The following is a 22095-nucleotide window of genomic DNA, read 5'->3' on the forward strand; positions in this document are numbered from 1 at the left end:
GGCGCGCCATTTTTCAACCGTATGACGCGAATCGGCATCGCGTCACGTCAAAGGGTGCCTTGTATCCACCGTTGCAGGTTGTCAATGAATATCTGCCGCACCCTCGCAGGATTCCCATCAGAAAAGCCCGCGCTGTGCGGGGAGGCAATGACATTCTGCAAATCCCATATTGGCGATTCGGCAGGCAGTGGCTCGTGGCAGAACACATCCAGAAAGGCCCCAGCGAGCCGGTTGCTCTGTAGTGCCTGAATGAGCGCGGGCTCATCAATTACATGACCGCGTGCCACATTAATGAGGCAAGCATGCGCGGGCAACATCGCAAGCAACTCCGCGCTGATGAGGCCACGCGTGGTGTCCGTTAACGGACAGGCCAAAATGAGCCAGGAGGCTTCGGGCAAAATGTCTCGCAGGCCGTCATAGCGCACGGTGCGCAGATCAGGGCCCGCCGGTTCTCCCCCATGCCTGGCGACGCAAACCTTCAGGCCGAGGGCTTGCAGCAATTGCCCGATACGTTGGCCGATGCCGCCCCAACCGACGATGACTGCACATTGCCCTTGGATATCGCGTGGGGTATGTTCGCCGAACAATGGTTCCCACTTGTGCCGCTGTTGCGCACGCATTAATTGCGGGAACTTTCGTGCCAGGGCGAGCAGGCCCGTCAACGCGGTTTGGGCGACCACGGCATCCGATGCGCCATGAGATGCTGTGACCCGAACGCCACGCTGTTGTTGCTCTTGATAAAAATCGCGATCAATCCCGGCCGAGTGCACGTGCATCCATTGCATGTTGGGAGCAGCGCGCATCGCGTCATAGAATCGCTCCGTCTCGGGCATGATCTCGAATTTGGTCGAGCGGCCCGTGATATCGCGGGAGATAAAGGCAGCCTCTGCCAGGGCCGCCTGAGTGTCGCCGGGATGGCACAGCGCGATGGCGCGCGCCATCGATCCAAGTTGAGGCGCCAGCAGCGGGGCCTCTTTTTCGGAGCAGAGGATATGTAGAGGCGAGTTCTCGGTCATTGTGCTTGTATGTTGGCCTGTTCGACGATTTTCTTCCATTTTTCGTATTCGACATGGGTGAACTTGTCGAAGTCCTCAGGAGAGCCGCCTACTGCAATTGCGCCTTCACTGAGCATTTTGTCTTTCAGCCCGGGCAGTGCCTCGTTGACGCCTTTATTGATAGTGTCGATGACGTTGGCCGGGGTGTTTTTGGGGGCAAAGAAACCAAACCATGAACCGGCATCAAAATCTTCGAAGCCTTTCTCTTCGACGGCTGGAATGTCCGGCAGCGAGGCCAATCGCTTATTGGTGCTGACGGCCAATGCACGCAATTTTCCTGCGCGGATCTGCGGCATGACGGAGGGAGCCGTGGCGAACATAAAGTCCAGCCGGCCTGCGATCAGGTCGTTGATGGCGTCGGCGCCTTTGTACGGGACGTGGGTGGCGTCTTTAGCCCCCAGGCGTTGCATCAGCATGTAGCTGGACAAATGTGACGATGTTCCCACGCCGGTAGACCCATAGTTCAGACTGCTTTTGGATTTGGCGTATTTGAGGAAATCGTCGAAATTCTTGACTGGCAGCTCGGGAGGAACGACCAGCACATTCGGCACGGTCGCGATCTGAATGATGGGGACGAGATCGGTCAGCGGGTCGTAACTGAGCTTGGTCAGCGACGGGTTCACCGCGATCGGCCCGACTGAATCGACGATCAGGGTGTAGCCGTCGGGGTCGGCGCGCACGACGTATTCGGTGCCGATGTTGCCACCCGCGCCTGGGCGGTTTTCCACGATGAAGGACTGCTTCAGTTTTTGGGATAGTTGCTCACTGGTGGTGCGCGTGAGGATATCGGTGGTGCCGCCTGCGGTGAATGCCACCACGACCTTGACGGGCCGCTCAGGGTAGTTGGCTGCCTCGGTGGGTAGGGCCGCAGCCAGCGTCAGAATGCCCGCGGCCAATATCGAAGTGCAGCTTGTTTTCATAGGGGTCTCCTCGTCTTTATCATTATTTAGCCCGGCAAGTGCGCCGGTGCGTCAGTCGCGGTAGCTGCTGTCCAGACGATCCAGCTTGCGCAGCAATGCGGGCCATTCCATGACGCCGTAGGGGCGCCGTGTGCCTGGTTGGTAGTTATTCCAGGTTTCCTCTAATACTTCAGGCGAAACCGCCTGCAAGGGTTGTTGCGCAGCCTGTGCAGCCAACTGCGCGCGGCACGCGAGTTCCAGTCGATGCATCCAGTTAAAGGCTTCGCCGACCGTGCGGCCCACCGTAAGGGCGCCGTGATTACGCAGAATCAAGGCCTCTCCGTTACCCAAGTCCTCGATCAGCGAGGCTTGTTCTTTGGTGTCCAGCACCACACCCTGATAATCGTGATAGCCGATTTTCAGGAATCGCATTGCCGTCTGCGTGAGCGGCAGCAGCCCGCACGCGAGAGACGAGACGGCCATTGAGGCCCAGCTATGCGTGTGAATGACGCAGTCCACCTCGTGACGCGCGCCATGGATGGCGCTGTGGATGACATAGCCGGCCTTGTTGATGCCGTAGTTCAAATCACCAAAATCCGGTTTGGACAGAATATTGCCGGCCAGGTCGACCTTGATGAGACTGGAGGCAGTGATTTCCTCGTACATCATGCCGTACGGATTGATGAGGAAAGCGCCGTCTTCATCCGGTACGCGGGCGGAAATATGGTTCGCCATCATATCGGCCATGCCATAGAGCTCGACCAGCCGATAACAGGCCGCCAGATCGACGCGGGCCTTCCATTCCGCTTCGCTGCAGTGGGATTTCATCGACGGGATATGGATTCGACCTGTATGAGACATGTGCTTCTCGTGGTTGACGGGTTGTCGTGCATTCAGCCCTTGGCGGCTAATAATGTGGCCGGACATAGGCGGACGTTGGGTATCCAGAAAGTCTGACGGGTTCTGCGGACCCACGCATTAGGTTGGCGCAAAGAGGGCTTCGGTTTTTTCGAACACGCTATACTGGTTCGATCTGTTGATCGGTCCCTCATTTCCAGGTTTCTCATGGAACTCAGACAATTGCGTTCTTTCGTTCGTGTGGTGGAACTCAACAGCATGGGACGCGCCGCGGTGGAACTGGGATTGGCGACTTCTACGCTGAGCCAGCAGATCAGCATGCTGGAAAGCGAGTTGTGCACGCGGTTATTGCAGCGCAGGCCGACGGGGGTTTATCCGACCGATGCCGGACTGGATTTCTGGCACCAGGCGCAAGTCATTCTTAAACAGGTCGATATCGCGGCGTCTGTGGCACAGAAAGGCCGGCTGTCCGGCCAGGTGACCGTGGGGATGACAGGATCCACTGCGACCATGTTGGCCTTGCCCTTTGTGCAAGCGATGCGCGAGAGTTATCCCACAGTCAATGTGCGCCTTATCGAAGGCCTGACCAGCAATCTGCAGGTGATGCTTAATTCGAGGCAGCTCGATCTCGCCGTCGTTTTTGGGGGGATCGAAGCAAAACGCTGGAGCGTCATCCCGTTGGCCGAAGAGCGCCTGTTCATTATCGGCAGGCCCAATCTGGCAGGATGGCCCGCCTGTAGCAACACGGACGGAATCAGGCTCAGCGCCATCGAGCGGCTGCCCCTCATTCTGCCGGGGCCCGGGCATGCTTTGCGTTCGCTGGTCGATGAGGGTTTTCGGACTGACGGCGCGACGCCTAATGTGATCCTCGAAATCGACGGCGCCCATACCTTGATGAGGGCGGTGCGGGCCGGGGTGGGCGCCAGCGTCCAGCCAGGTTCGTTGTTGTCGAGCCAGGCTGGCTTTCCCACTTTTGGTTATGGCAAGGATGATGACCTGTCTGTCATTCCCGTCGCAGGCAGCCGCATGGCACGTAAATGTTTTTTGGTCAGCCTGTCTGATGATGAGTTATCACCTGCCGGACTCGCAGCGCGCGTGATGTTGACCCGCATGGCGAGAGCGTTTGCAGAGCAGGGGATATGGCTGGGGGCGACCCCCAGCATCTGTTCGCCCTGAAAGGCAGCTCGCCCAGGCCCTAGGCATTGAAAGGTTGCCGCAGTACGCTGTCGCTTATAGATCGTCTGTGTGTTTTTCAATTTCTTCAGCAAGGAAATCTCGAATGAAATACCGCCGTCTCGGTACCAGCAATTTGCGTGTTTCCCCGTTGTGCCTGGGAACTATGATGTTTGGCGAGCAAACGCCGTTCGACGAGGCCGAGCGCATCGTTGCGTCGGCCCGCGAGGCCGGGATCAATTTCATCGACACTGCCGACGTCTATAACGGCGGACGGTCCGAAGAGGTCGTGGGCAAATTGCTGACCGGACAGCGCCATGACTGGATCCTGGCCACCAAAATGGGCAACGCCGTGGCCAAAGCCCCGAACCGCTCGCATTATTCCCGTCAATGGATCGTGCAGAGCGTGGAGTCCAGCCTGGCTCGTCTGGCTACCGACTACATCGATATTCTGTACATGCACCGGGACTTCCACGAAGAGAACCTCGAAGAGGGGATTCGCGCGTTGGGCGATTTGATTCGCGCAGGAAAACTGCACAGTTTCGGCCTGTCGAATTTCCGCGGCTGGCGGATTGCCGAAGTCGTTCGTTTGTGCCGCGAACTCGGCGTGCCGCAGCCAGTGGTGTGCCAGCCCTACTACAACATGCTGAATCGGGGCCCTGAGGTCGAGATTTTGCCGGCCTGCGGCCATTATGGGTTGGGGGTAGTGCCATACAGCCCCATTGCCCGCGGCGTGTTGACGGGCAAATATGCGCCGGGTCAACAGCCCCCAGCGGATACCCGTGCAGGCCGTGGGGATAAGCGCATCATGGACACCGAGTTTCGCGAGGAATCCTTGAAAATCGCCGCTGAATTGACAGCCTACGCCGAAGGGCGAGGCGTCAAACCAGGCCAACTGGCCACCGCATGGGTGTTGGCCAATCCCTTGATTTCCGCCGTCATCGCCGGCCCGCGTACGCTGGCCCAGATGCAGGATTACTACGCCGCCGTGGATCTGGAGATCACGCCTGAGGAGGAAGCCATGGTCAATGCATGGGTGACGCCTGGCCATGCCTCGACACCGGGTTATAACGATCCCAGCTACCCGTTCTATGGCAGGCCCGTCGCCGTGGCGGACAAGACGGCGTAGGCGTCACTGAACGAGGTGTGCACGGCACATCATGTAGAGGTAACCTGAAGGGGACCGGCATGGATCCGGTCCAAATGGATTTTGCTTGATGTCTCCGTGGTGTCGCTCACGCACCACATCAAAAAATGTTGAGCCGCGCGGCCTGATCGCGATTCGCCCCGACCGGCTTGAAATACGCCAACTCGCCGCTACATACCTAGTATGGTTAAGAGGGCAAGCTCATGAGATCGCGAGATTTTTCATCCTGGATCTGGGGCGATGCACTATCGCTGCTAGATCACGCCGAGCGCCTGCATCGTCAGTTGCTGCGCGCTGGCCCCGCGGATGCACCCCACTGGGAACCCCCGGTGGACATCATTGAAACCGCTACTGCCGTCATGGTCTATGTGGCGCTGCCGGGTGTGCCGTCTGACACGCTCGTGGTGGCGTTCGATCCTGGCGGCATTACGGTGTCGGGCGTGCGCCCCATGCCGTGTGCGGCCAACGCCCGCATTCATCGATTTGAAATTCCCTACGGCCGCTTCCGCCGCCGCATCGCGTTGCCGCTGCACGCGCTGGAACCCGAATCCTCTACCTTGGCAGATGGCTGCCTGGTTTTGACGCTGAACAAAGTAAGGGAGGCTCCATGAGCGACACCCGCATTCTGCCCGACGACGCACGCATCATCATTCCGTTGCGCGACGCGGTGCTATTTCCCGGCGTACTGTCGCCTGTGACAGTGCGGCGCGAGTCTTCCATTGCTGCGGCCCAAGAGGCCGTGAAAACCGAGCGCCCCGTCGGGTTTCTTCTGCAGCGTGATCCGTCCAAGAACGACGTCGGGCCGAATGACTTGTGCTGGGTGGGCACCGAAGGGCCGATCGCCCGCTACATCACGGGCCAGGAAGGCGCGCATCATCTGCTGGTGCAGGGGCAGTCGCGTTTTCGCGTGCTGGAGTTCCTGGAAGGGTGGCCGTACATGGTGGCCCGTGTCGCCGAGGTCGCAGAGGCCGAGGCGCAGGACAGCCAGGTCGAGGCCCGTTTCCTGCAATTGAAAGAGCAGGCGATAGAGGCCATTGCGCTGTTGCCCAACGTGCCCGACGAGCTGGTGGGCGTCGTGCGCAGCATCGAGTCTCCCGGGTTGCTGGCCGATATGGTCACGCACATGATCGATATCAAGCCCGAGCAAAAACAGGACATCCTGGAAACGTTCGACTTGTCGCGCCGCCTGGATAAATCCATCGAACTGCTGGCAGGGCGCGTCGAGGTATTGCGGCTGTCCAAAGAGATCGGCGACCGCACCCGCGCACAATTCGACGAGCGTCAGCGCGAGACGGTGCTGCGCGAGCAACTGCGCCAGATTCAGAAAGAGCTGGGCGAGGTCGATGACAGCGCGGCGGAAGTCGCACGCCTGAAGGAAAGCATCGAAGCCGCGGGCATGCCCGACGAGGTGTTGAGCCACGCTCGCAAGGAACTGGGCCGTCTGCAACGCATGGGCGAGGCCAGTGGCGAGTCTGCCATGCTCCGCACCTATCTGGAATGGCTGACCGAGCTGCCTTGGAAACAGTCGCCGCAGCCGCCCATCGACCTGACCGAAGCGCGCAAAATCCTGGACGAAGACCATTTCGGCCTGGACAAGATCAAGCGTCGCATTCTGGAATATCTGGCCGTACGCAAACTCAATCCGCAGGGCCGCAGCCCGATTCTGTGTTTTGCCGGCCCTCCAGGGGTGGGCAAAACCTCGCTGGGCCAATCCATCGCTCGGGCGACCGGGCGCGCGTTTCAGCGGGTGGCACTGGGGGGCGTGCACGACGAGGCGGAAATTCGAGGCCATCGCCGTACCTATCTGGGCGCCTTGCCGGGCAATATCATCCAGGCGATGCGGCGTGCGGGTACGAATAATGCGGTCGTGATGCTGGATGAGATCGACAAGCTCGGCGCCGGTGGATTTCATGGTGATCCGGGCAGTGCGCTGCTAGAGGTTCTGGATCCCGAGCAGAATCACAAATTTCGAGACAACTACCTGGGCGTGGATTTCGATCTGTCGCATGTGATGTTCATTTGCACGGCAAACATGCTGGACACGATTCCAGGGCCGCTGCGCGATCGTATGGAAATCATTCAACTCCCCGGTTACACGGAAGAAGAAAAAATCCAGATCGCTCGCCGCTATCTGGTCGCGCGTCAGTTGGAAGCCAATGGGCTCAAACCCGAGCAAGCCGAATTGACGGATGCTGCTTTGTCCTCCATCGTGGGCGACTACACCCGCGAGGCAGGCGTGCGGCAACTCGAGCGCGAGGTTGGCGCGACGCTGCGCCACGCCGCCATGCAGGTGGCAGAGGGCAAGGCCGAGCATATCGTGATCGATGCCGCTGATTTGCCTGCGATTCTGGGCGCTCATCGTTTCGAGAACGAAGTCGCCTTGCGCACCAGCGTGCCAGGCGTGGCTACAGGTTTGGCCTGGACGCCGGTGGGCGGGGATATCCTCTTCATCGAGGCGAGCAAAACGCCAGGTGCGGGCCGCTTGATTTTGACCGGCCAACTGGGCGACGTGATGAAGGAATCCGCGCAGACCGCGTTGACGCTGGCCAAGATCTGGAGCGGCGATTCGTTGGAGAAAATCGACGTGCATATCCACGTCCCCGCAGGTGCCACGCCCAAAGACGGTCCCAGTGCGGGCGTTGCCATGTTCCTGGCATTGGCCTCACTGCTGTCCGGCAGGTCGGTGCGTTCGGATATCGCGATGACCGGTGAAGTCAGTCTGCGAGGGTTGGTATTGCCTATCGGCGGCGTCAAGGAAAAGACCCTGGCCGCATTGCGTGCGGGGATCACGACGGTGATGATCCCAAGACGCAATGAAAAGGATCTGGACGATGTGCCCGCCGAAGCGCGTCAGAAACTGAAGTTCCTGTTGCTCGACCGAATAGAGGATGCGATCCGCTACGCGATCGATGGGCAAGAAACTCAGGCGCCGGTAGCAGAGCCGGAGGCGGCCGCGGGCTAGTGGGAATGATCGCCGCGGCAGACTCCTGCCGGAGTTTTCCGCGGCGAACGATTGCGTTATGCGTTACCGGCGATTATTTCGGAATAACACCGCAAGCGATACGGCCCGCGCCGCCGCCCAGCGGTTTGGGATGATCGCTGTGATTATCGCCGCCCGCATGCACCATCAACGCACGGCCCTGGACTTCTGACAGTTTCAAGCGGGGAGCCAACACTGGCGTGGTCGCGGTGCCGTCAGCACCGACATACAGCGCGGGCAGGTCGCCGCGATGGCCGCCGTCGTCCCAGGGCGTACTGTGTTTTTTGGTGCCGTCCGGATCGTAGTGTCCGCCGGCGCCGCCCGCGGGTACGGTTTTGCCATCTTGCTGCGTAGCATCGCAACTGCCTTTTTCGTGCACATGAAATCCATGCACACCCGGCGGCAAGTCTTTCAGGTTTGGCGTCAAAACCAGGCCGTACTTGCTATCGGCCAGACTGACGGAGCCAATTTCCTGACCCGGGCCTTTATCCGTGGCCTGGTGGAGCGGTACCGTGACATCGGCATAGGCGTTTGCCGCCAAACCGAGTAATCCTGCCAGTAAGGTGACCTTCAGATGACGCTTCATAACTCCTCCGGATGACGTATTCGGGCGTGGAAAACCGTGCGCCCGAATTCTGTAAAACCCATGGGGCAAGTGACTAGCGTACACATTTAGTGCGAGCGGCGGCAAGCGGCAAAATGCAGCAAAAATTCAACTTGCGATGCGTACGAACGCGTAGCCGCTAGCCGCTAGTGACCGCCGCAGCCGCTGGCAAGGGGGCCATATCGGGTATGAGTCGCTTGCCCAAACTGATGACATCATCCTGTTTGAAAGCCAGCTTTTCATAGAACGCCACCACCGCCGTATTGCCGCCACGTACGAGCAGATTGATTTTGGGGCAGCCCAGGGCCAGCAGCCGCTGCTCGATTTCCTGCATCAATGCCGCGGCATAGCCGCGCCGCTGATAGTCAGGCGCGACAGCCAGATAGTTCACCCAGCCGCGATGGCCGTCATAACCACCCATGACTGCCGCCACAATGGTATTGCCTACCGTTCCCACCAGAAACATCTCGGGTTGCACGGTGAGTTTGCGAGCGATGTCTTTGTAGGGATCATTCCACGGCCGTGTCAGGCCGCAGGCTGTCCATAATTGCACGACGGCATCCGCGTCAGCGGGTTGGTAGGTCCGGATTGAAAACTCGGTCGGATTCACACTTTGTTCCTTCAACGTTGAAAAAACAAAGGCCAATTCGGATACCCCGGGGCGAGGAACGCACTACACAACAAAAAGGCCACGCGGTATCGTGGCCTTTGAGGGGGACACCCATTACGGTGTCAGGACAAGACAAAGCCACTCAACGAAATCGTCGAGTCGTTCGTCGCGAATGCGAGTCGCAGAAGCTGGCGTATGTGTTGTCCATACATAAGAGCATACCGGACGATTGTGGTTTGTGAAAGCCCGAATCGGACAGAGGGAGAGCCGCACCTCGTTTGTTTCTACAATAATATCCATATCGAGAACACTTGGAGCAGGGACATCAGGATGGACGCAGAATTTTGGCTGGAACGCTGGCGTGATGGGCGTACGCATTTTCATCAAACACGCGTGACGCCGTTGTTGGCGAAATATTGGCCTACGCTGGAATTGCCGCCAGACAGCAAAGTGCTGGTGCCGTTGAGCGGGAAATCTTTGGATATGGTGTGGCTGGCCGAGCAGGGGCATCAGGTATTGGGCGTTGAATTGTCGTCGCTGGCCGTGGAGCAGTTTTTTGCAGAAAACAATCTGACGCCCACGGTGCGCGACGCCGATCAAGGACGGTATTACGCTGCCGGCAATATCGAGATCTACTGCGGCGATATTTTCGCGTTGGATGCGGATGTGCTCGGTGAATGCGTGGGTGCCTATGATCGCGCGGCATTGGTGGCGCTGCCCGAGGATATGCGTGAACGCTATGCGAAGCACGTTTACGGGCAGTTGTCTGATGCCTATCGCGCGCTGTTGATCACCCTGGACTACGATCAAAGCCAGATGGAAGGGCCTCCGTTTTCCGTGGGCGATGCCGAGGTGCAGGCGATTTATGCCGGACATTCTGACGCGACGCTGATCGACCGGCGCGATATTCTGGACAAGGAGCCAAAATTCAAAGAGCGTGGCCTGGCAAAATTGGATACTCTGGTATATCGGCTGCAGCGGCGAGCATAGTAGCGCCCGATACTCCGGTCGATGTCGTGCCGGAGCATGGCGCAGACCCACACCGGGACCGAGATCCAGACCTGGACCTGGACGGGGACCGGGACCGAGATCAGGCCGTGGTCGAGGCGTAACACCTCGATTCGATGAGGCAGTCAGGCGACGGAGGGAATCATGAGTGTTCGTATCGTGCGATTGGGGTCGCCTCGTGTCGAAGGCGAAGGGTTGCGCATCGGGACAGTGCGGCGTCCGCCGCGCGGTGTGCCGAAAGCCGAGTTCGCCAGCCGCAATTACTACGATGTCTGGCTGCCTACGTTGTCTCCCAGCCCCGAGCTGGTCACGCAAGCACTGGCCGTGACCACGGACGCGCAATGGCGCACGGTCGCTCGCAAGATGCACGCCGAGCTGGATCATGGCGACGCGGCCAAGGTGCTCGATGTGTTGGCGGCGCTGTCTGCGACGACGGATTTCTCTGTGGGGTGCTATTGCGAGGACGAAAATCGCTGCCATCGCAGTGTATTGCGCCAGTTGCTCGCCGATCGAGGCGCCGTTTTCGCCTAGGTCGACGTACCATGCACTGCAGCAAGAAATAATGCTGTACGTATAGAAACAAAACTGCAAGATTCTCGCGCGGCGAGGGCGGCTACGATTTCGGACTTTCGGCAATACCCAATCTACGCACGTTGATACGGGAGCGCGGATGCGTCCAGCACTCGGCAAACTCAAAACAAGGATTGCCACTGGGGTGGGTTCTACCGTGGCAGTCTGCACGGCGACGGTCTACACCATCATGGGTGCGGGGGCTGTTGCGCCCGTGACGCAATATCCAGCAGGTGCGCAAATCGATGCCGGCCGCTGGCAGGTGGTGCCGCATCGCGTCTGGATCAGCAAAGACGAACGCGTCTACGGCGTGCGAGTGCAGCCAGGGCAACAAGCCCTGGTCGTGGAAGTCGATTTGAATAATCGCTCGGCATCGTCGAGCCGCGCGTACAACGATACGCTCAAACCCAAATGGCCCGCGGGCGCCAAACCCGAAAATCCTGATGTGGCGCTATTGCGCGATTCAAAACTGATACCGCTGCTGCATCCTGGCATGCCTGAACGCGTGGCCTACGTCTGGGTATTGTCCGGCTCGGTGTCGCTGCCGGAAAAAATGCCGATAGAAGTTATCGCCCAGACCTACAAACCAGTCGATAACCTGTATGGCACGCCCTTGTGGACCAACCCGAAAGTGATTGGACAATTCACCTTGCCGTTGGACACCGCCGCAGCACCGGCCATTCGCACACCCCCAGCCGCGCCATCGGCTGCCGGCTCGACGGAGCGAACTTCGTGAAGCGGCGTTTGGCGACATTGGCGCTGATTCTGATCGCCGCTGCCGTATTGTTCGCGATGCAGCGCACCACGCCGCGCTATGACGAATTGACGGGCGCGATCCCGGTGCGTGCCGGCATGCACGAGACCGCATCGACGCGGCTGTTCGATATCGAGGTGCAGCGCGTGCAATTTGCCCGGAAAATCGCGTATCGGTATATCGGTAAAGACGTGGTGCTCACGACATCGGGACTGTGGGCGATTGTGACAGCCAGCCTGACGGCGCGTTCGGAATCGATGTCCATCACGAGAGGTTTTTGGGATGGGCCGCAAGGGCTGCGCTACGAGCAATCCGATCGCGCCGTGAACCCGCCCCATATGACGCCCATCCGGTTGGATCCGGGTCTGTCCACATTCGGGCGTTTTCTGTTCGAGATTCGGCCGGACCAGGTGGGCGATGCGACCTTGGTCGTGTGGCCGTCAGGGCTGCCGCCGCGCCTGGATGCCGAGGCCCATATCGCATTGGACGATTTGCCGCGGGCAGCGAATGGGGCGTTGGAAGTCACAGACTTGGTTTCTCTCAATCGACTGGAGGGAGCCCAACCATGAACGGGCGCAGCGACGGTCCGGTAGATGCCGACGAAAAGCGCTGGCGCCGCCGCAGTCTTTATGCGTTGATCGTGCTGTTGCCCCTGCTTATCGGTGTGTCCGCCTATGAGTCGATCAGTGCATGGTGGGTGAGCCGGGATCGTCTGGCACAAGATGTTGAGCTCAACGGCAGCGGTGATTTCGGTGGCTCGCAATGGAAACTGAGCAAATTCCGTATGTTGCCGGTCCCCGCCGGCAAAGACATTCCCGAGGGGGCGATGGGGATGTTGGCGGAATTCGAAGTACAGGTGCAGGACGCGGATCTGGCCAAGAACTGGCGTGGATGCACGATTTCCCTGGAAAGTCCCGATGGCCGGCGTTGGGCCCCGACAGAGGCCATGCGCCTGCCTCGTTCGGAAGCGAGACCCTGCACGACGACGATCTATATGTCGGGCGCAAAGGCCGGCTCTACCGTGCGTGTGCGCGAGGCGTTTCTCGCGCCCCGCGATGTGGCCGACTCGCTCAGAGTCGCAGTGACGCTGCAGCCGCAGCAACCTCGCTATCTACGCTTCGCACAACCGCCACAGTTGATCCAGGTCAAGCCGCCGGATAATCAGAAATAGACCTGGGCATTCAGGCTGACAGTGCGCGACGGTGAGGGCAGGATGCTGTTTTCTCCCACGTAATACCAGTAGCGGCGATTGGTCAGGTTATCGATAGCGGCGCGCAGCACCACGTTTTTGGTGGCGATCCGCGTACGGTATACCGCGCCCAGATCCACGGTGTAATAGCTGGGCACGGTCAGATTATTGGTCGAATCGAGGTTGGACGATCCTATGTATTTCACGCCGGCAGCCACACTGAGCCCCGGCATCGCGGGCAGGGCATAGGTGACTTGACCCGATGCGATAAAGCGCGCGGAGCCCGGCAAACGATTGCCCTCCAAGGCGGCATTGCCGGTCTGGTATTTTGCGCTCAGCCACATGGCGTTGGCCTGGAGATCCCAATCGCGCGCCACGCGGACATTGCCGGCCAGTTCCAGCCCTTGAATGCGCCCCTCGCCATCCTGCACATATTCATTGGCGTTGTTCACGTAGCCGGTTCCGCGTTCGATGCGAAACAGCGCGGCGGAGGCGCCCCAATCGCTTTGCGCCGTCTTGATGCCGAATTCGTACTGCTTGCTCTTGAGAGGTGCCAGGGTTGCGCCCGCATTCGCATACTGACTGCCCACCGTGCTGCCCTGTTCCAAGGACTCGACATAGCTGGCATATACCGTGGTTCCTGCAGCGGGCTTGTACATCAACGCGAAAGTCGGAGTGAGAGGATGTTTTTTGTAGGCTTCGCCTGCGACCCCTGCGGCATTGATACTGTGCTGGCGGTACGAGATATAACGCGCGCCGGCCAATAGCGACCAATGCTCGCCTATGCTGATCGTATCGCTGGCAAACAAGGCATCCTGCTCGTATTCCGCACCACGGTACATTTGAGGCGTCCGCGATCCGTTGTAGGGCGACGGACGTGCGCCGTCATAGAGATTGCCGTAGCCGATCGACCCGTAAAATCCATTCGAATTGAAATCGTTGGCCTGCGTTTGGGTGGCGGCGCCCAGCACCACCTCATGCGTCAGAAACCCGGTAGCGAATTGGCCTTGGACCATCGCTTGCAGCTGGTTAAAACGGTACGCATTTTTCTGATCGTACATGTAGTCGTCATAGTCGCCTGCCTCATTCAGCAGATTCAGGGTTTCTTCTTTGTAGGTACGAATCGCCTGACTGAAACTGTAGTCCACGGACGCCGTCCATGTGGGCGCAAACTTCCACTGCAGTCCCGTTTTGGCGAATTTGCTGACTGCGTGATAGCCGCTGCCATTGGTCGACAATTGCGTACGGCCACTGATGGTATCCGGCAGGCCGTTGCCTGTATATCGCGCCGCTGACAGCGAGACGGCCTGCACGGTGCCGTCGGTGTCGCGGTCTTGATACAGGCCTTCGAATGTCCAGAGCAGATCCGGCGTCAGCCGCAAATCCAGCGCCAGCGAGAACGAGTCGCGGTTGATGCTGCCATCGTTATAGGTATCGCCTTGCTCATGCGTGTAGTTCAGGCGGTAGCCTAGACGCTTGTCCGGCCCTACGCGTCCGCCCAGATCCACATGTTCTTGAAAAATGCTGTCTGACCGGTAGCCCACATCAACACTGGCCAGAAAATCTTCGGTCGGCTTTTTCGTGACGTAGTTGACGATGCCTCCCGGTGAACCGAATCCGTACATAAATCCGCCAGGACCTTTCAATAGGTCCACGCGTTCGAACTGTTCCAGCGGTAGCTCCACGCCATAGTTGACGATGGACATGCCGTCGATCTTGTAGCTGTTGAAGGCATCCAGTTGCAGGCCACGCACCACCAGAGTCGACGGCCGGCTGTTATAGCTGTTGCCTACCGCGATCACACTGGCGTCGCGCGCGAAGACTTCGCCTAACGACGACACCTGGCGGTCGGCCAACGCCTCTTCGCCGACCGACGTGATGGAAAAAGGCGTATTCAACGCATTGCGGGTCCCCAATGCGCCGTTGGATACGGGCGCGGTGGCCAGATCGTTCTCGCCGTCATCCGAACCCTGGACGATGACGGGTGCCAATGTCGTGGTGTCAGCGTCTTGCGCAGCGAGCGGCAGGGGGATCAGCGTACCGGCGCACAGGACAAAGGGGAGCAGCTTTCGAGGACCTGCGTGGCACATGAGAATTCTTCTTAGATAGGTGACCGGCATGGATATTATATAATTATGATTCTCATTTCCATTATTGTTTTTTCGAATTGTTGTTTTCGAGACAAGAGGAGGGCCCTGTCGACAGGCCGTCAGGGAATCGCCGAAAGCGCGATCAGGCAGCTTGTCCGGCAGGGGATGCGTTGCGTCGCAGAGGTTGGGCAAATGCTGTTTCCAGAATCGCCACCAGAAAACATATCCGCAACGGTTCGATCAAAATGCCTGTAGACGAATCCCGAAACGGGCTGCCAAGCAACAAGGTCAAGCCCTGGGCGACCACCTGAGCCGAATCAATATCCAGCGGCCCAATCAGGCGGCCGCCGATGATCCATAACTGAACGCTGCACCAATCAATCAGGCGGTAACCCACAATCAAGGTGATCAACAGCAGTACGCCGGCATTCAGTGTCAGCCGCACGCTGTTGGCGACCGGCAGATAACGCGACCGGTATCCGCCGATGAAGTGCGCGAGGAAGTCGCGCAAAAATTTCGGAATGGCTTGGTAGCGTTCTCCGAAACGCTCGATGCGGCGATGGGATCGCAGCAGCTCTTGATCATTGCGCACATCATAGCCGTACACCAAGGCGGTCATCACCAACCAGACCACGGGCAGCAAGGCATAGAAAAACAGGCTCACCAGCAGTTTGCCCGGGGTGTCGACCAGGTCTTCGACAGGGATGGGCGGGCCGTTGTCCGTGGCTGCCGCCCAGGCCGTGGCAATGGGCGTGAGCAATACATTCAGGAAGGACAGCAGGTTTTCCCACACGGAATGGGTCGCGATCCAGGCCCAGAGCTGGTCTTTCCAGCGGCTGATGACATACAGACCGACCAGGATCCAGTTGGTCTCACAGATCACCACGACGATCTGCCAGAAGGGGCGTCCCGTCGCTTTCTGACATCGCAGTGCCAGCTTGCGCACCAGCCACGAGATGGCGACCGAAATCAATAGCCAGCGTGAATCCAGGGCGTCCAGAATCATGCCGTGTTGTCCCATCGGGTCCAGGCTGAGAGCGAGACGAGAGTATTGCCTCACGGTATCGCCCAGGAATCCCCAGGCGGCGTAGTAGGCAAAAAAGGGCAGCAGGGCTACGGACACGGCGGACAGAAATCGGCGCGAGTTCGAGTCTGGTGCGGCATCGCCGCGCGCGGCCTCCTGGGCAGCACGTATCGCAGGCAGGCCCGGCAGCAACATCTGAAACATCGTCACGGTGACCACCAGCTGGGCCAGGGCCACGAGCGTCAACACCGCCAGGCCGGCCATATGGTTTGCGAAGCCGGTATGGACCGCCAAGCGCAGCAGGAGCGCGTGGGCCAGGCTGCCGACTAGTACGAGGGCGACCAATTGCGGCCAAAAGCGCCGCCATAGGCGAAAGGTCAGTGCAAACGGTGCGGTGATCCCTTGCATGCTGGTTCCTCTCTGTGAAGCCAGCAAGCTTAGCAAGCCCTCACTGCGCAAAACTGTATCTTTTTTGATCGGATTGTTAGGGCCGGCGCGAGACTAAATGCTGCGCGCTTGATCGTTATCAATCTTTCAATGGGTCGGCGCCCGTATCCGGGCGGTAGGGGGCTTTATCGTCATCCTGTTGCTCAGAAAGCGATATTTCTACCAGTAATGGTGATTCTTGTTAAATATTGCGAATCTTGACGTCATTTATCGTACACAGTACGGTAGTAACGTTTTGCTTGCAGCTTGATCGTCGATAAGGACGTTTCGATGGCATTTCTCTCGTGCAGACGCTTTCGGCCTCCACCCTAGCTCCTGAGCATGTTGTTGCTTTCCCAATAACGCCAGGAGCCTGACAGTGAGCTATTTCGTCGATCGCCTCAAATACTTTACGCGCGCCAAAGAGTCCTTCTCGGACGGCCACGGCGCCGTTGTCCACGAAGACCGGGGTTGGGAAAAAGCGTATCGGGATCGCTGGCAGCATGACAAGATCGTACGCTCGACCCATGGCGTGAACTGCACGGGCTCCTGTTCGTGGAAGATCTACGTCAAGGGCGGCATTGTGACGTGGGAAACTCAGCAGACGGACTATCCCCGTACCCGTGCCGACATGCCGAATCACGAACCGCGCGGCTGTTCTCGTGGCGCATCGTATTCCTGGTATCTGTATAGCGCGAACCGCATCAAATATCCCATGCTGCGCGGGCGCCTGGCTCGGCTGTGGCGCGAGGCCCGCAAGACGATGGCGCCCTTGGCGGCGTGGGAGCATATCTGTACGACACCAGGCCTCGCAGACGAGTACAAGCGCGTACGGGGTCTGGGAGGCTTTGTTCGGGCCACCTGGGATGAGGTCAACGAGTTGGTTGCGGCGGCCAACGTCCACACGATCAAGCGTTATGGACCGGATCGCATCATCGGGTTTTCGCCTATTCCCGCCATGTCAATGGTGTCGTTTTCTGCGGGCAGTCGATATCTATCGATGCTGGGCGGCACGATTCTGAGCTTCTACGATTGGTATTGCGATCTGCCGCCCGCCAGCCCCCAGACCTGGGGCGAACAAACGGACGTGGCCGAATCCGCGGATTGGTATAACTCGAGCTTCATCATGATGTGGGGCTCGAACGTGCCCCAGACGCGTACGCCGGATGCGCATTTCATGGTCGAAGCACGCTACCGCGGCGCGAAGATCGTGTCGATTTTTCCCGACTATGCCGAGGGCGCGAAATTCGGCGATGTGTGGCTCCATCCCAAGCAGGGCACCGACGCTGCACTGGCGTTGGCCATGGGGCATGTGATTCTCAAAGAATTTCACCTCGAGGGAAAGAGCGAGTATTTCCGCGAGTACTGCCGGCAGTATTCCGACATGCCGTTCCTGGTGCGACTGGTGCGCCAGGGCACGCGCCATGTGCCTGAGCGTATGTTACGCGCTTCGGACTTTGCCGATGGTCTGGGGCAAACCAATAATCCCGAATGGAAGACCGTGGCCTGCTATGACGCGACGGACGATCTGGTCGCGCCGAATGGATCGATAGGCTTTCGTTGGGGGCAGAAGGAAGGCGGAGATCTTGGCAAATGGAATCTGGACGCCAAAGACGCGGATGGGAATCCCCTGCCGCTGCGCCTGTCGCTCGTGGGTAGCCATGACGAAGTGGTGCCGGTGGCGTTCCCGTATTTTGGCGGGCGTCAGCACGACTATTTCCAGGGCACGGATCATCCCGAGGTGCTGGAGCGCAACATGGCAGTGCGGCGAGTACAGACCGTCGAGGGCGAGGTATTGGCAGTGACGGTGTACGACCTGCTGATGGCCAATTACGGACTGGACCGAGGTCTGGGGGGCGCGAACGTCGCGATGTCGTACGACGATGACGTGCCGTATACCCCTGCGTGGCAAGAGCGTATCACTGGCGTCAAACGTGAGGACGTCATTACGGTGGCGCGGCAGTTTGCCGAGACAGCTGACAAGACGCAGGGCAAGTCGATGGTGATTTTGGGAGCCGGCCTGAATCACTGGTATCACATGGACATGGCGTATCGCGGCATCATCAATCTGGTGGTGATGTGTGGCTGTGTCGGGAAATCAGGCGGCGGGTGGTGCCACTACGTGGGCCAGGAAAAGCTGCGCCCGCAGACAGGCTGGACCACCTTGGCCTTTGGCCTGGACTGGTGCCGTCCGCCACGTCACATGAACGGCACCTCGTTTTTCTATGCGCACACGGATCAATGGCGCTACGAAAAACTGAAGGTCTCTGAAATCCTTTCGCCATTGGCCGAGCCCGACACGTTCCAGGGCGAGCTGATCGATTTCAATGTGCGTGCAGAACGCATGGGCTGGTTGCCATCGGCTCCGCAGTTGCAGACCAATCCGCTGCAAGTCGCCCGCGATGCCCGCGAGGCAGGACAATCGCCCGCTGACTATGTGGTGCAGGCGCTGCGAGACGGACGTTTGAAGCTGTCTTGCGAGGATCCGGATCATCCTGACAACTATCCGCGCAATATGTTCTTGTGGCGATCCAATCTGCTGGGCTCGTCAGGAAAGGGGCATGAGTATTTTCTCAAGCATCTGCTCGGCACCGAACATGGCGTGCAGGGTAAAGACCTGGGCGAGACGGGCGGCGACAAGCCGCAAGAGGTGGCCTGGCACGACGAGGCGCCGCGCGGGAAATTGGACCTGCTGGTCACGCTCGATTTTCGGATGTCTACGACCTGTGTGTATTCCGATGTGGTGTTGCCCACGGCCACGTGGTATGAAAAAAACGATCTGAATACCTCGGATATGCATCCGTTCATTCATCCGTTTTCGGCCGCCGTCGATCCTGTCTGGGAATCTCGCAGCGATTGGGAAATCTACAAAGGCATTGCACGCGCTTTTTCCGAGATCGCAAAGGCCGAGTTGCCGGCATCGCAAGACGTGGTGTTGACGCCCATGCAGCACGATAGCCCTGCAGAGCTGGGCGACCCTTTTGGTGTCAAGGATTGGAAACGCGGTCAGGCCGAGATGATCCCGGGCAAGACCATGCCAGCCATCGCAGTCGTCGAACGCAACTATCCCGAGATCTATAAACAATTCACCTCGCTGGGACCCTTGACGCGCAAATTGGGCGTGGGCGGCAAGGGAATCAACTGGCCCGCTGGCGAAGAATGCGATCTGCTGGCAAAGCTGAATTATGAGGTGCAAGAGGAAGGCGTCAGCCAAGGATTGCCCCGCATCGATACGGACATCGATGCGGTCGAGACGATCCTGACATTGGCGCCGGAGACCAATGGCGAAGTCGCGGTCAAGGCGTGGAAGGCGCTCTCTGTCATGACGGGCCGAGATCATACGCATCTGGCCTTGCCTCGAGAACACGAAAAAATTCGCTATCGCGACCTGCAAGCGCAGCCGCGCAAAATCATTTCGTCGCCCACCTGGTCAGGCGTGGAATCCGATCATGTCAGCTACACTGCCGGCTATACCAACGTGCACGAGTTGATTCCGTGGCGCACGCTCACGGGGCGTCAACAGCTGTATCAGGATCACCTCTGGATGCGCGCGTTCGGCGAGGCCCTCTGCGTCTATCGACCACCTGTCGATACGAAATCGCTCAGGGGCATGACAGACGGCCGCCATGACAATGGCAATCCGCAGATCGTGTTGAACTTCATTACGCCCCACCAGAAATGGGGGATTCATTCCACCTATACCGACAATCTGATCATGTTGACCCTGTCGCGCGGTGGGCCGATCTTGTGGATCTCGGAAAAAGACGCCGTCAAGGCAGGCCTGGTCGACAATGACTGGATCGAGGCCTACAACGAGAACGGTGCACTCGTTGCCCGAGTGGTGGTGAGCCAACGCGTGCCCGAGGGCATGACGATGATGTACCACGCGCAAGAAAAAATTGTGAATATGCCCGGCTCGGAGATCACCGGCGCGCGTGGCGGCATCCACAATTCTGTGACACGCATCGTGCTCAAACCCACCCACATGATCGGCGGCTATGCCCAACAGTCGTATGGTTTGAATTACTACGGCACGGTGGGTTCGAACCGCGATGAGTTTGTGATCGTGCGCAAGATGCGCAAGATCGATTGGCTGGAAGGCGAACGTGCCGACCATGCCGAAACCCCTCAAGCCTGAGCACTGGAGCCGAACGATGAAAGTACGCGCGCAAATCGCCATGGTGCTGAATCTGGACAAGTGCATTGGCTGTCATACCTGTTCCGTGACGTGCAAGAACGTATGGACGTCACGCGAAGGCATGGAATATGCATGGTTCAACAATGTCGAGACCAAACCCGGCATTGGTTATCCCAAGGACTGGGAAAACCAGAAACGATGGAACGGCGGTTGGAAACGCACCGCCTCGGGAAAAATCGAGCCGCGCCAAGGAGGCAAATTGCGACTGCTGTCGCATATTTTCGCCAATCCAAATCTGCCAGAGATCGACGATTATTACGAGCCGTTCACCTTTGACTACGATCATCTGCAGAGCGCGCCCGAATTACAGGCCGCACCCACGGCGCGGCCGCGTTCGTTGATTACCGGTCAGCGCATGGAAAAGATCGAATGGGGACCGAACTGGGAGGAAATCCTAGGGGGTGAGTTTGCCAAGCGATCTCAGGACTACAACTTCGAAGACGTGCAGAAGGATATTTACGGTCAATTCGAAAATACCTTCATGATGTATTTGCCGCGTCTGTGCGAGCATTGCTTGAATCCCAGCTGTGTGGCGAGCTGTCCGTCCGGATCTATTTATAAACGCGAAGAAGACGGCATCGTCCTGGTCGATCAGGACAAGTGCCGCGGCTGGCGCATGTGTGTGTCCGGATGCCCCTATAAAAAGATCTACTACAACTGGCAAAGCGGCAAGGCCGAGAAATGCATTTTCTGTTATCCGCGCATCGAGGCCGGTCAGCCTACGGTCTGTTCGGAAACCTGTGTGGGGCGCATACGTTATTTGGGCGTGTTGTTATATGACGCTGACCGTATCGAACAAGCGGCCGCTACCGCAGACGAGAAGGACCTTTACGAGGCGCAGCTCAGCGTGTTCCTGGACCCCGATGATCCGGCTGTGATTGCGCAAGCCCTGGCAGATGGGGTGCCTCAGGGGTGGCTGGATGCGGCGCAGCGTTCACCGACCTACAAGATGGCCGTGCAATGGCGCATCGCGTTTCCCTTGCATCCGGAATATCGCACCTTGCCGATGGTGTGGTATGTGCCTCCGCTGTCGCCGATTCAGGCCGCGGCCAATAGCGGTCACATAGGGGCGTTTGGCGATATTCCCGATGTGAAATCGCTGCGTATTCCGTTGCGTTACTTGGCCAACATGTTGACGGCAGGTGATGAGGTGCCGGTGGCGCTTGCACTGGAGCGTCTGCTGGCGATGCGGGCCTTTATGCGGGCGCGTACCGTCGATGGTCAGGAACGCACTGATATTTTGCAGCAGGTGGGATTAAGCAAAAGTGAAATAGAGGAAATGTATCGCTATCTGGCGATTGCGAATTATGAAGACCGGTTCGTCATTCCCACCTCGCATCGCGAGTATGCGGAGGACGCCTTTGATATGCGGGGCGGTTGTGGGTTCTCGTTCGGCAATGGCTGCTCGGATGGAGCATCCGAGGGCAGCCTGTTTGGCAGCAAGCCGCGCGGCGATGCCCAGAAAATGGTGTTCATGGAAGTGCAGCGCGACAAGGTCTCGGGGTAGGAG

Annotated in this window: 18 protein-coding genes; 11 read left to right on the plus strand and 7 right to left on the minus strand. The window is 58.8% G+C overall.

Annotated features, from left to right (window positions below):
• Positions 1 to 47 precede the first annotated feature (47 nt).
• From ACYVIT_RS04340 to ACYVIT_RS04350, 3 genes are read right to left on the minus strand one after another with little or no spacing between them, the layout of a single operon-like run.
• On the minus strand, positions 48 to 1016 hold the full coding sequence (locus ACYVIT_RS04340; RefSeq protein WP_415807663.1) for a D-2-hydroxyacid dehydrogenase: 969 nt from the start codon (positions 1014 to 1016) through the stop codon (positions 48 to 50).
• A complete protein-coding gene (locus tag ACYVIT_RS04345) occupies positions 1013 to 1975 on the minus strand; it encodes a Bug family tripartite tricarboxylate transporter substrate binding protein (RefSeq protein WP_415807662.1) in 963 nt (320 codons plus the stop codon). The genes ACYVIT_RS04340 and ACYVIT_RS04345 overlap by 4 nt, the downstream gene beginning before the upstream one ends.
• Before the next feature lie 51 nt (positions 1976 to 2026).
• Positions 2027 to 2815, minus strand: coding sequence for a class II aldolase/adducin family protein (locus tag ACYVIT_RS04350; protein ID WP_415807661.1), 789 nt, complete (start codon positions 2813 to 2815; stop codon positions 2027 to 2029).
• Positions 2816 to 3019: 204 nt separating this feature from the next.
• Here ACYVIT_RS04350 and ACYVIT_RS04355 point away from each other — a divergent pair, with 204 nt between their 5' ends.
• From ACYVIT_RS04355 to lon, 4 genes are all read left to right on the plus strand, one after another.
• Complete coding sequence (locus ACYVIT_RS04355) at positions 3020 to 3988, plus strand: LysR substrate-binding domain-containing protein (RefSeq protein WP_415807660.1); 969 nt, start codon at positions 3020 to 3022, stop codon at positions 3986 to 3988.
• A gap of 103 nt (positions 3989 to 4091) precedes the next feature.
• Positions 4092 to 5114: an aldo/keto reductase gene (locus ACYVIT_RS04360; protein WP_415807659.1), complete on the plus strand. Its 1023-nt coding sequence runs from the start codon at positions 4092 to 4094 to the stop codon at positions 5112 to 5114.
• 221 nt (positions 5115 to 5335) lie between these two features.
• Positions 5336 to 5743, plus strand: a complete 408-nt coding sequence (locus tag ACYVIT_RS04365; protein ID WP_415807658.1) for an Hsp20/alpha crystallin family protein — start codon at positions 5336 to 5338, stop codon at positions 5741 to 5743.
• Entirely contained in the window at positions 5740 to 8094 is a 2355-nt protein-coding gene (gene lon, locus ACYVIT_RS04370) for an endopeptidase La (protein ID WP_415807657.1), read from the plus strand. The genes ACYVIT_RS04365 and lon overlap by 4 nt, the downstream gene beginning before the upstream one ends.
• Before the next feature lie 73 nt (positions 8095 to 8167).
• On the opposite strand, the gene sodC is transcribed toward lon, so the two are convergent.
• Together sodC and ACYVIT_RS04380 are read right to left on the minus strand one after the other, a co-directional pair.
• The gene (gene sodC, locus ACYVIT_RS04375; RefSeq protein ID WP_415807656.1) at positions 8168 to 8698 is read right to left on the minus strand and encodes a superoxide dismutase [Cu-Zn] SodC; all 531 of its coding nucleotides are present in this window, start codon (positions 8696 to 8698) and stop codon (positions 8168 to 8170) included.
• A 157-nt stretch (positions 8699 to 8855) separates the two neighbouring features.
• Positions 8856 to 9326 (minus strand): GNAT family acetyltransferase, encoded by a 471-nt coding sequence (locus ACYVIT_RS04380; protein ID WP_415807655.1) that lies wholly within the window; start codon positions 9324 to 9326, stop codon positions 8856 to 8858.
• A 330-nt stretch (positions 9327 to 9656) separates the two neighbouring features.
• On the opposite strand from ACYVIT_RS04380, the gene ACYVIT_RS04385 reads away from it, so the two are divergent.
• The 5 genes from ACYVIT_RS04385 (at position 9657) to ACYVIT_RS04405 (ending at position 12829) form a co-directional block, all read left to right on the plus strand.
• On the plus strand, positions 9657 to 10316 hold the full coding sequence (locus ACYVIT_RS04385; RefSeq protein ID WP_415807654.1) for a thiopurine S-methyltransferase: 660 nt from the start codon (positions 9657 to 9659) through the stop codon (positions 10314 to 10316).
• 162 nt (positions 10317 to 10478) lie between these two features.
• Positions 10479 to 10865, plus strand: a complete 387-nt coding sequence (locus tag ACYVIT_RS04390) for a DUF488 domain-containing protein (RefSeq protein ID WP_415807653.1) — start codon at positions 10479 to 10481, stop codon at positions 10863 to 10865.
• 139 nt (positions 10866 to 11004) lie between these two features.
• The gene (locus ACYVIT_RS04395; RefSeq protein ID WP_415807652.1) at positions 11005 to 11640 is read left to right on the plus strand and encodes a hypothetical protein; all 636 of its coding nucleotides are present in this window, start codon (positions 11005 to 11007) and stop codon (positions 11638 to 11640) included.
• Positions 11637 to 12227, plus strand: a complete 591-nt coding sequence (locus ACYVIT_RS04400) for a hypothetical protein (RefSeq protein WP_415807651.1) — start codon at positions 11637 to 11639, stop codon at positions 12225 to 12227. The genes ACYVIT_RS04395 and ACYVIT_RS04400 overlap by 4 nt, the downstream gene beginning before the upstream one ends.
• Entirely contained in the window at positions 12224 to 12829 is a 606-nt protein-coding gene (locus ACYVIT_RS04405) for a hypothetical protein (protein WP_415807650.1), read from the plus strand. The genes ACYVIT_RS04400 and ACYVIT_RS04405 overlap by 4 nt, the downstream gene beginning before the upstream one ends.
• Here ACYVIT_RS04405 and ACYVIT_RS04410 read toward each other — a convergent pair.
• Together ACYVIT_RS04410 and ACYVIT_RS04415 are read right to left on the minus strand one after the other, a co-directional pair.
• Positions 12820 to 14937 (minus strand): TonB-dependent siderophore receptor, encoded by a 2118-nt coding sequence (locus tag ACYVIT_RS04410; protein WP_415807649.1) that lies wholly within the window; start codon positions 14935 to 14937, stop codon positions 12820 to 12822. The two genes, ACYVIT_RS04405 and ACYVIT_RS04410, sit on opposite strands and share 10 nt — an antisense overlap.
• A gap of 142 nt (positions 14938 to 15079) precedes the next feature.
• On the minus strand, positions 15080 to 16369 hold the full coding sequence (locus tag ACYVIT_RS04415; protein ID WP_415807648.1) for a hypothetical protein: 1290 nt from the start codon (positions 16367 to 16369) through the stop codon (positions 15080 to 15082).
• 397 nt (positions 16370 to 16766) lie between these two features.
• Between ACYVIT_RS04415 and ACYVIT_RS04420 the strand changes: the two genes are divergently transcribed.
• A complete protein-coding gene (locus ACYVIT_RS04420; protein ID WP_415807647.1) occupies positions 16767 to 20525 on the plus strand; it encodes a nitrate reductase subunit alpha in 3759 nt (1252 codons plus the stop codon).
• A gap of 16 nt (positions 20526 to 20541) precedes the next feature.
• Positions 20542 to 22092, plus strand: coding sequence for a nitrate reductase subunit beta (gene narH, locus ACYVIT_RS04425; protein WP_415807646.1), 1551 nt, complete (start codon positions 20542 to 20544; stop codon positions 22090 to 22092).
• Positions 22093 to 22095: the final 3 nt, after the last annotated feature.

This window comes from Bordetella muralis, assembly GCF_054781015.1.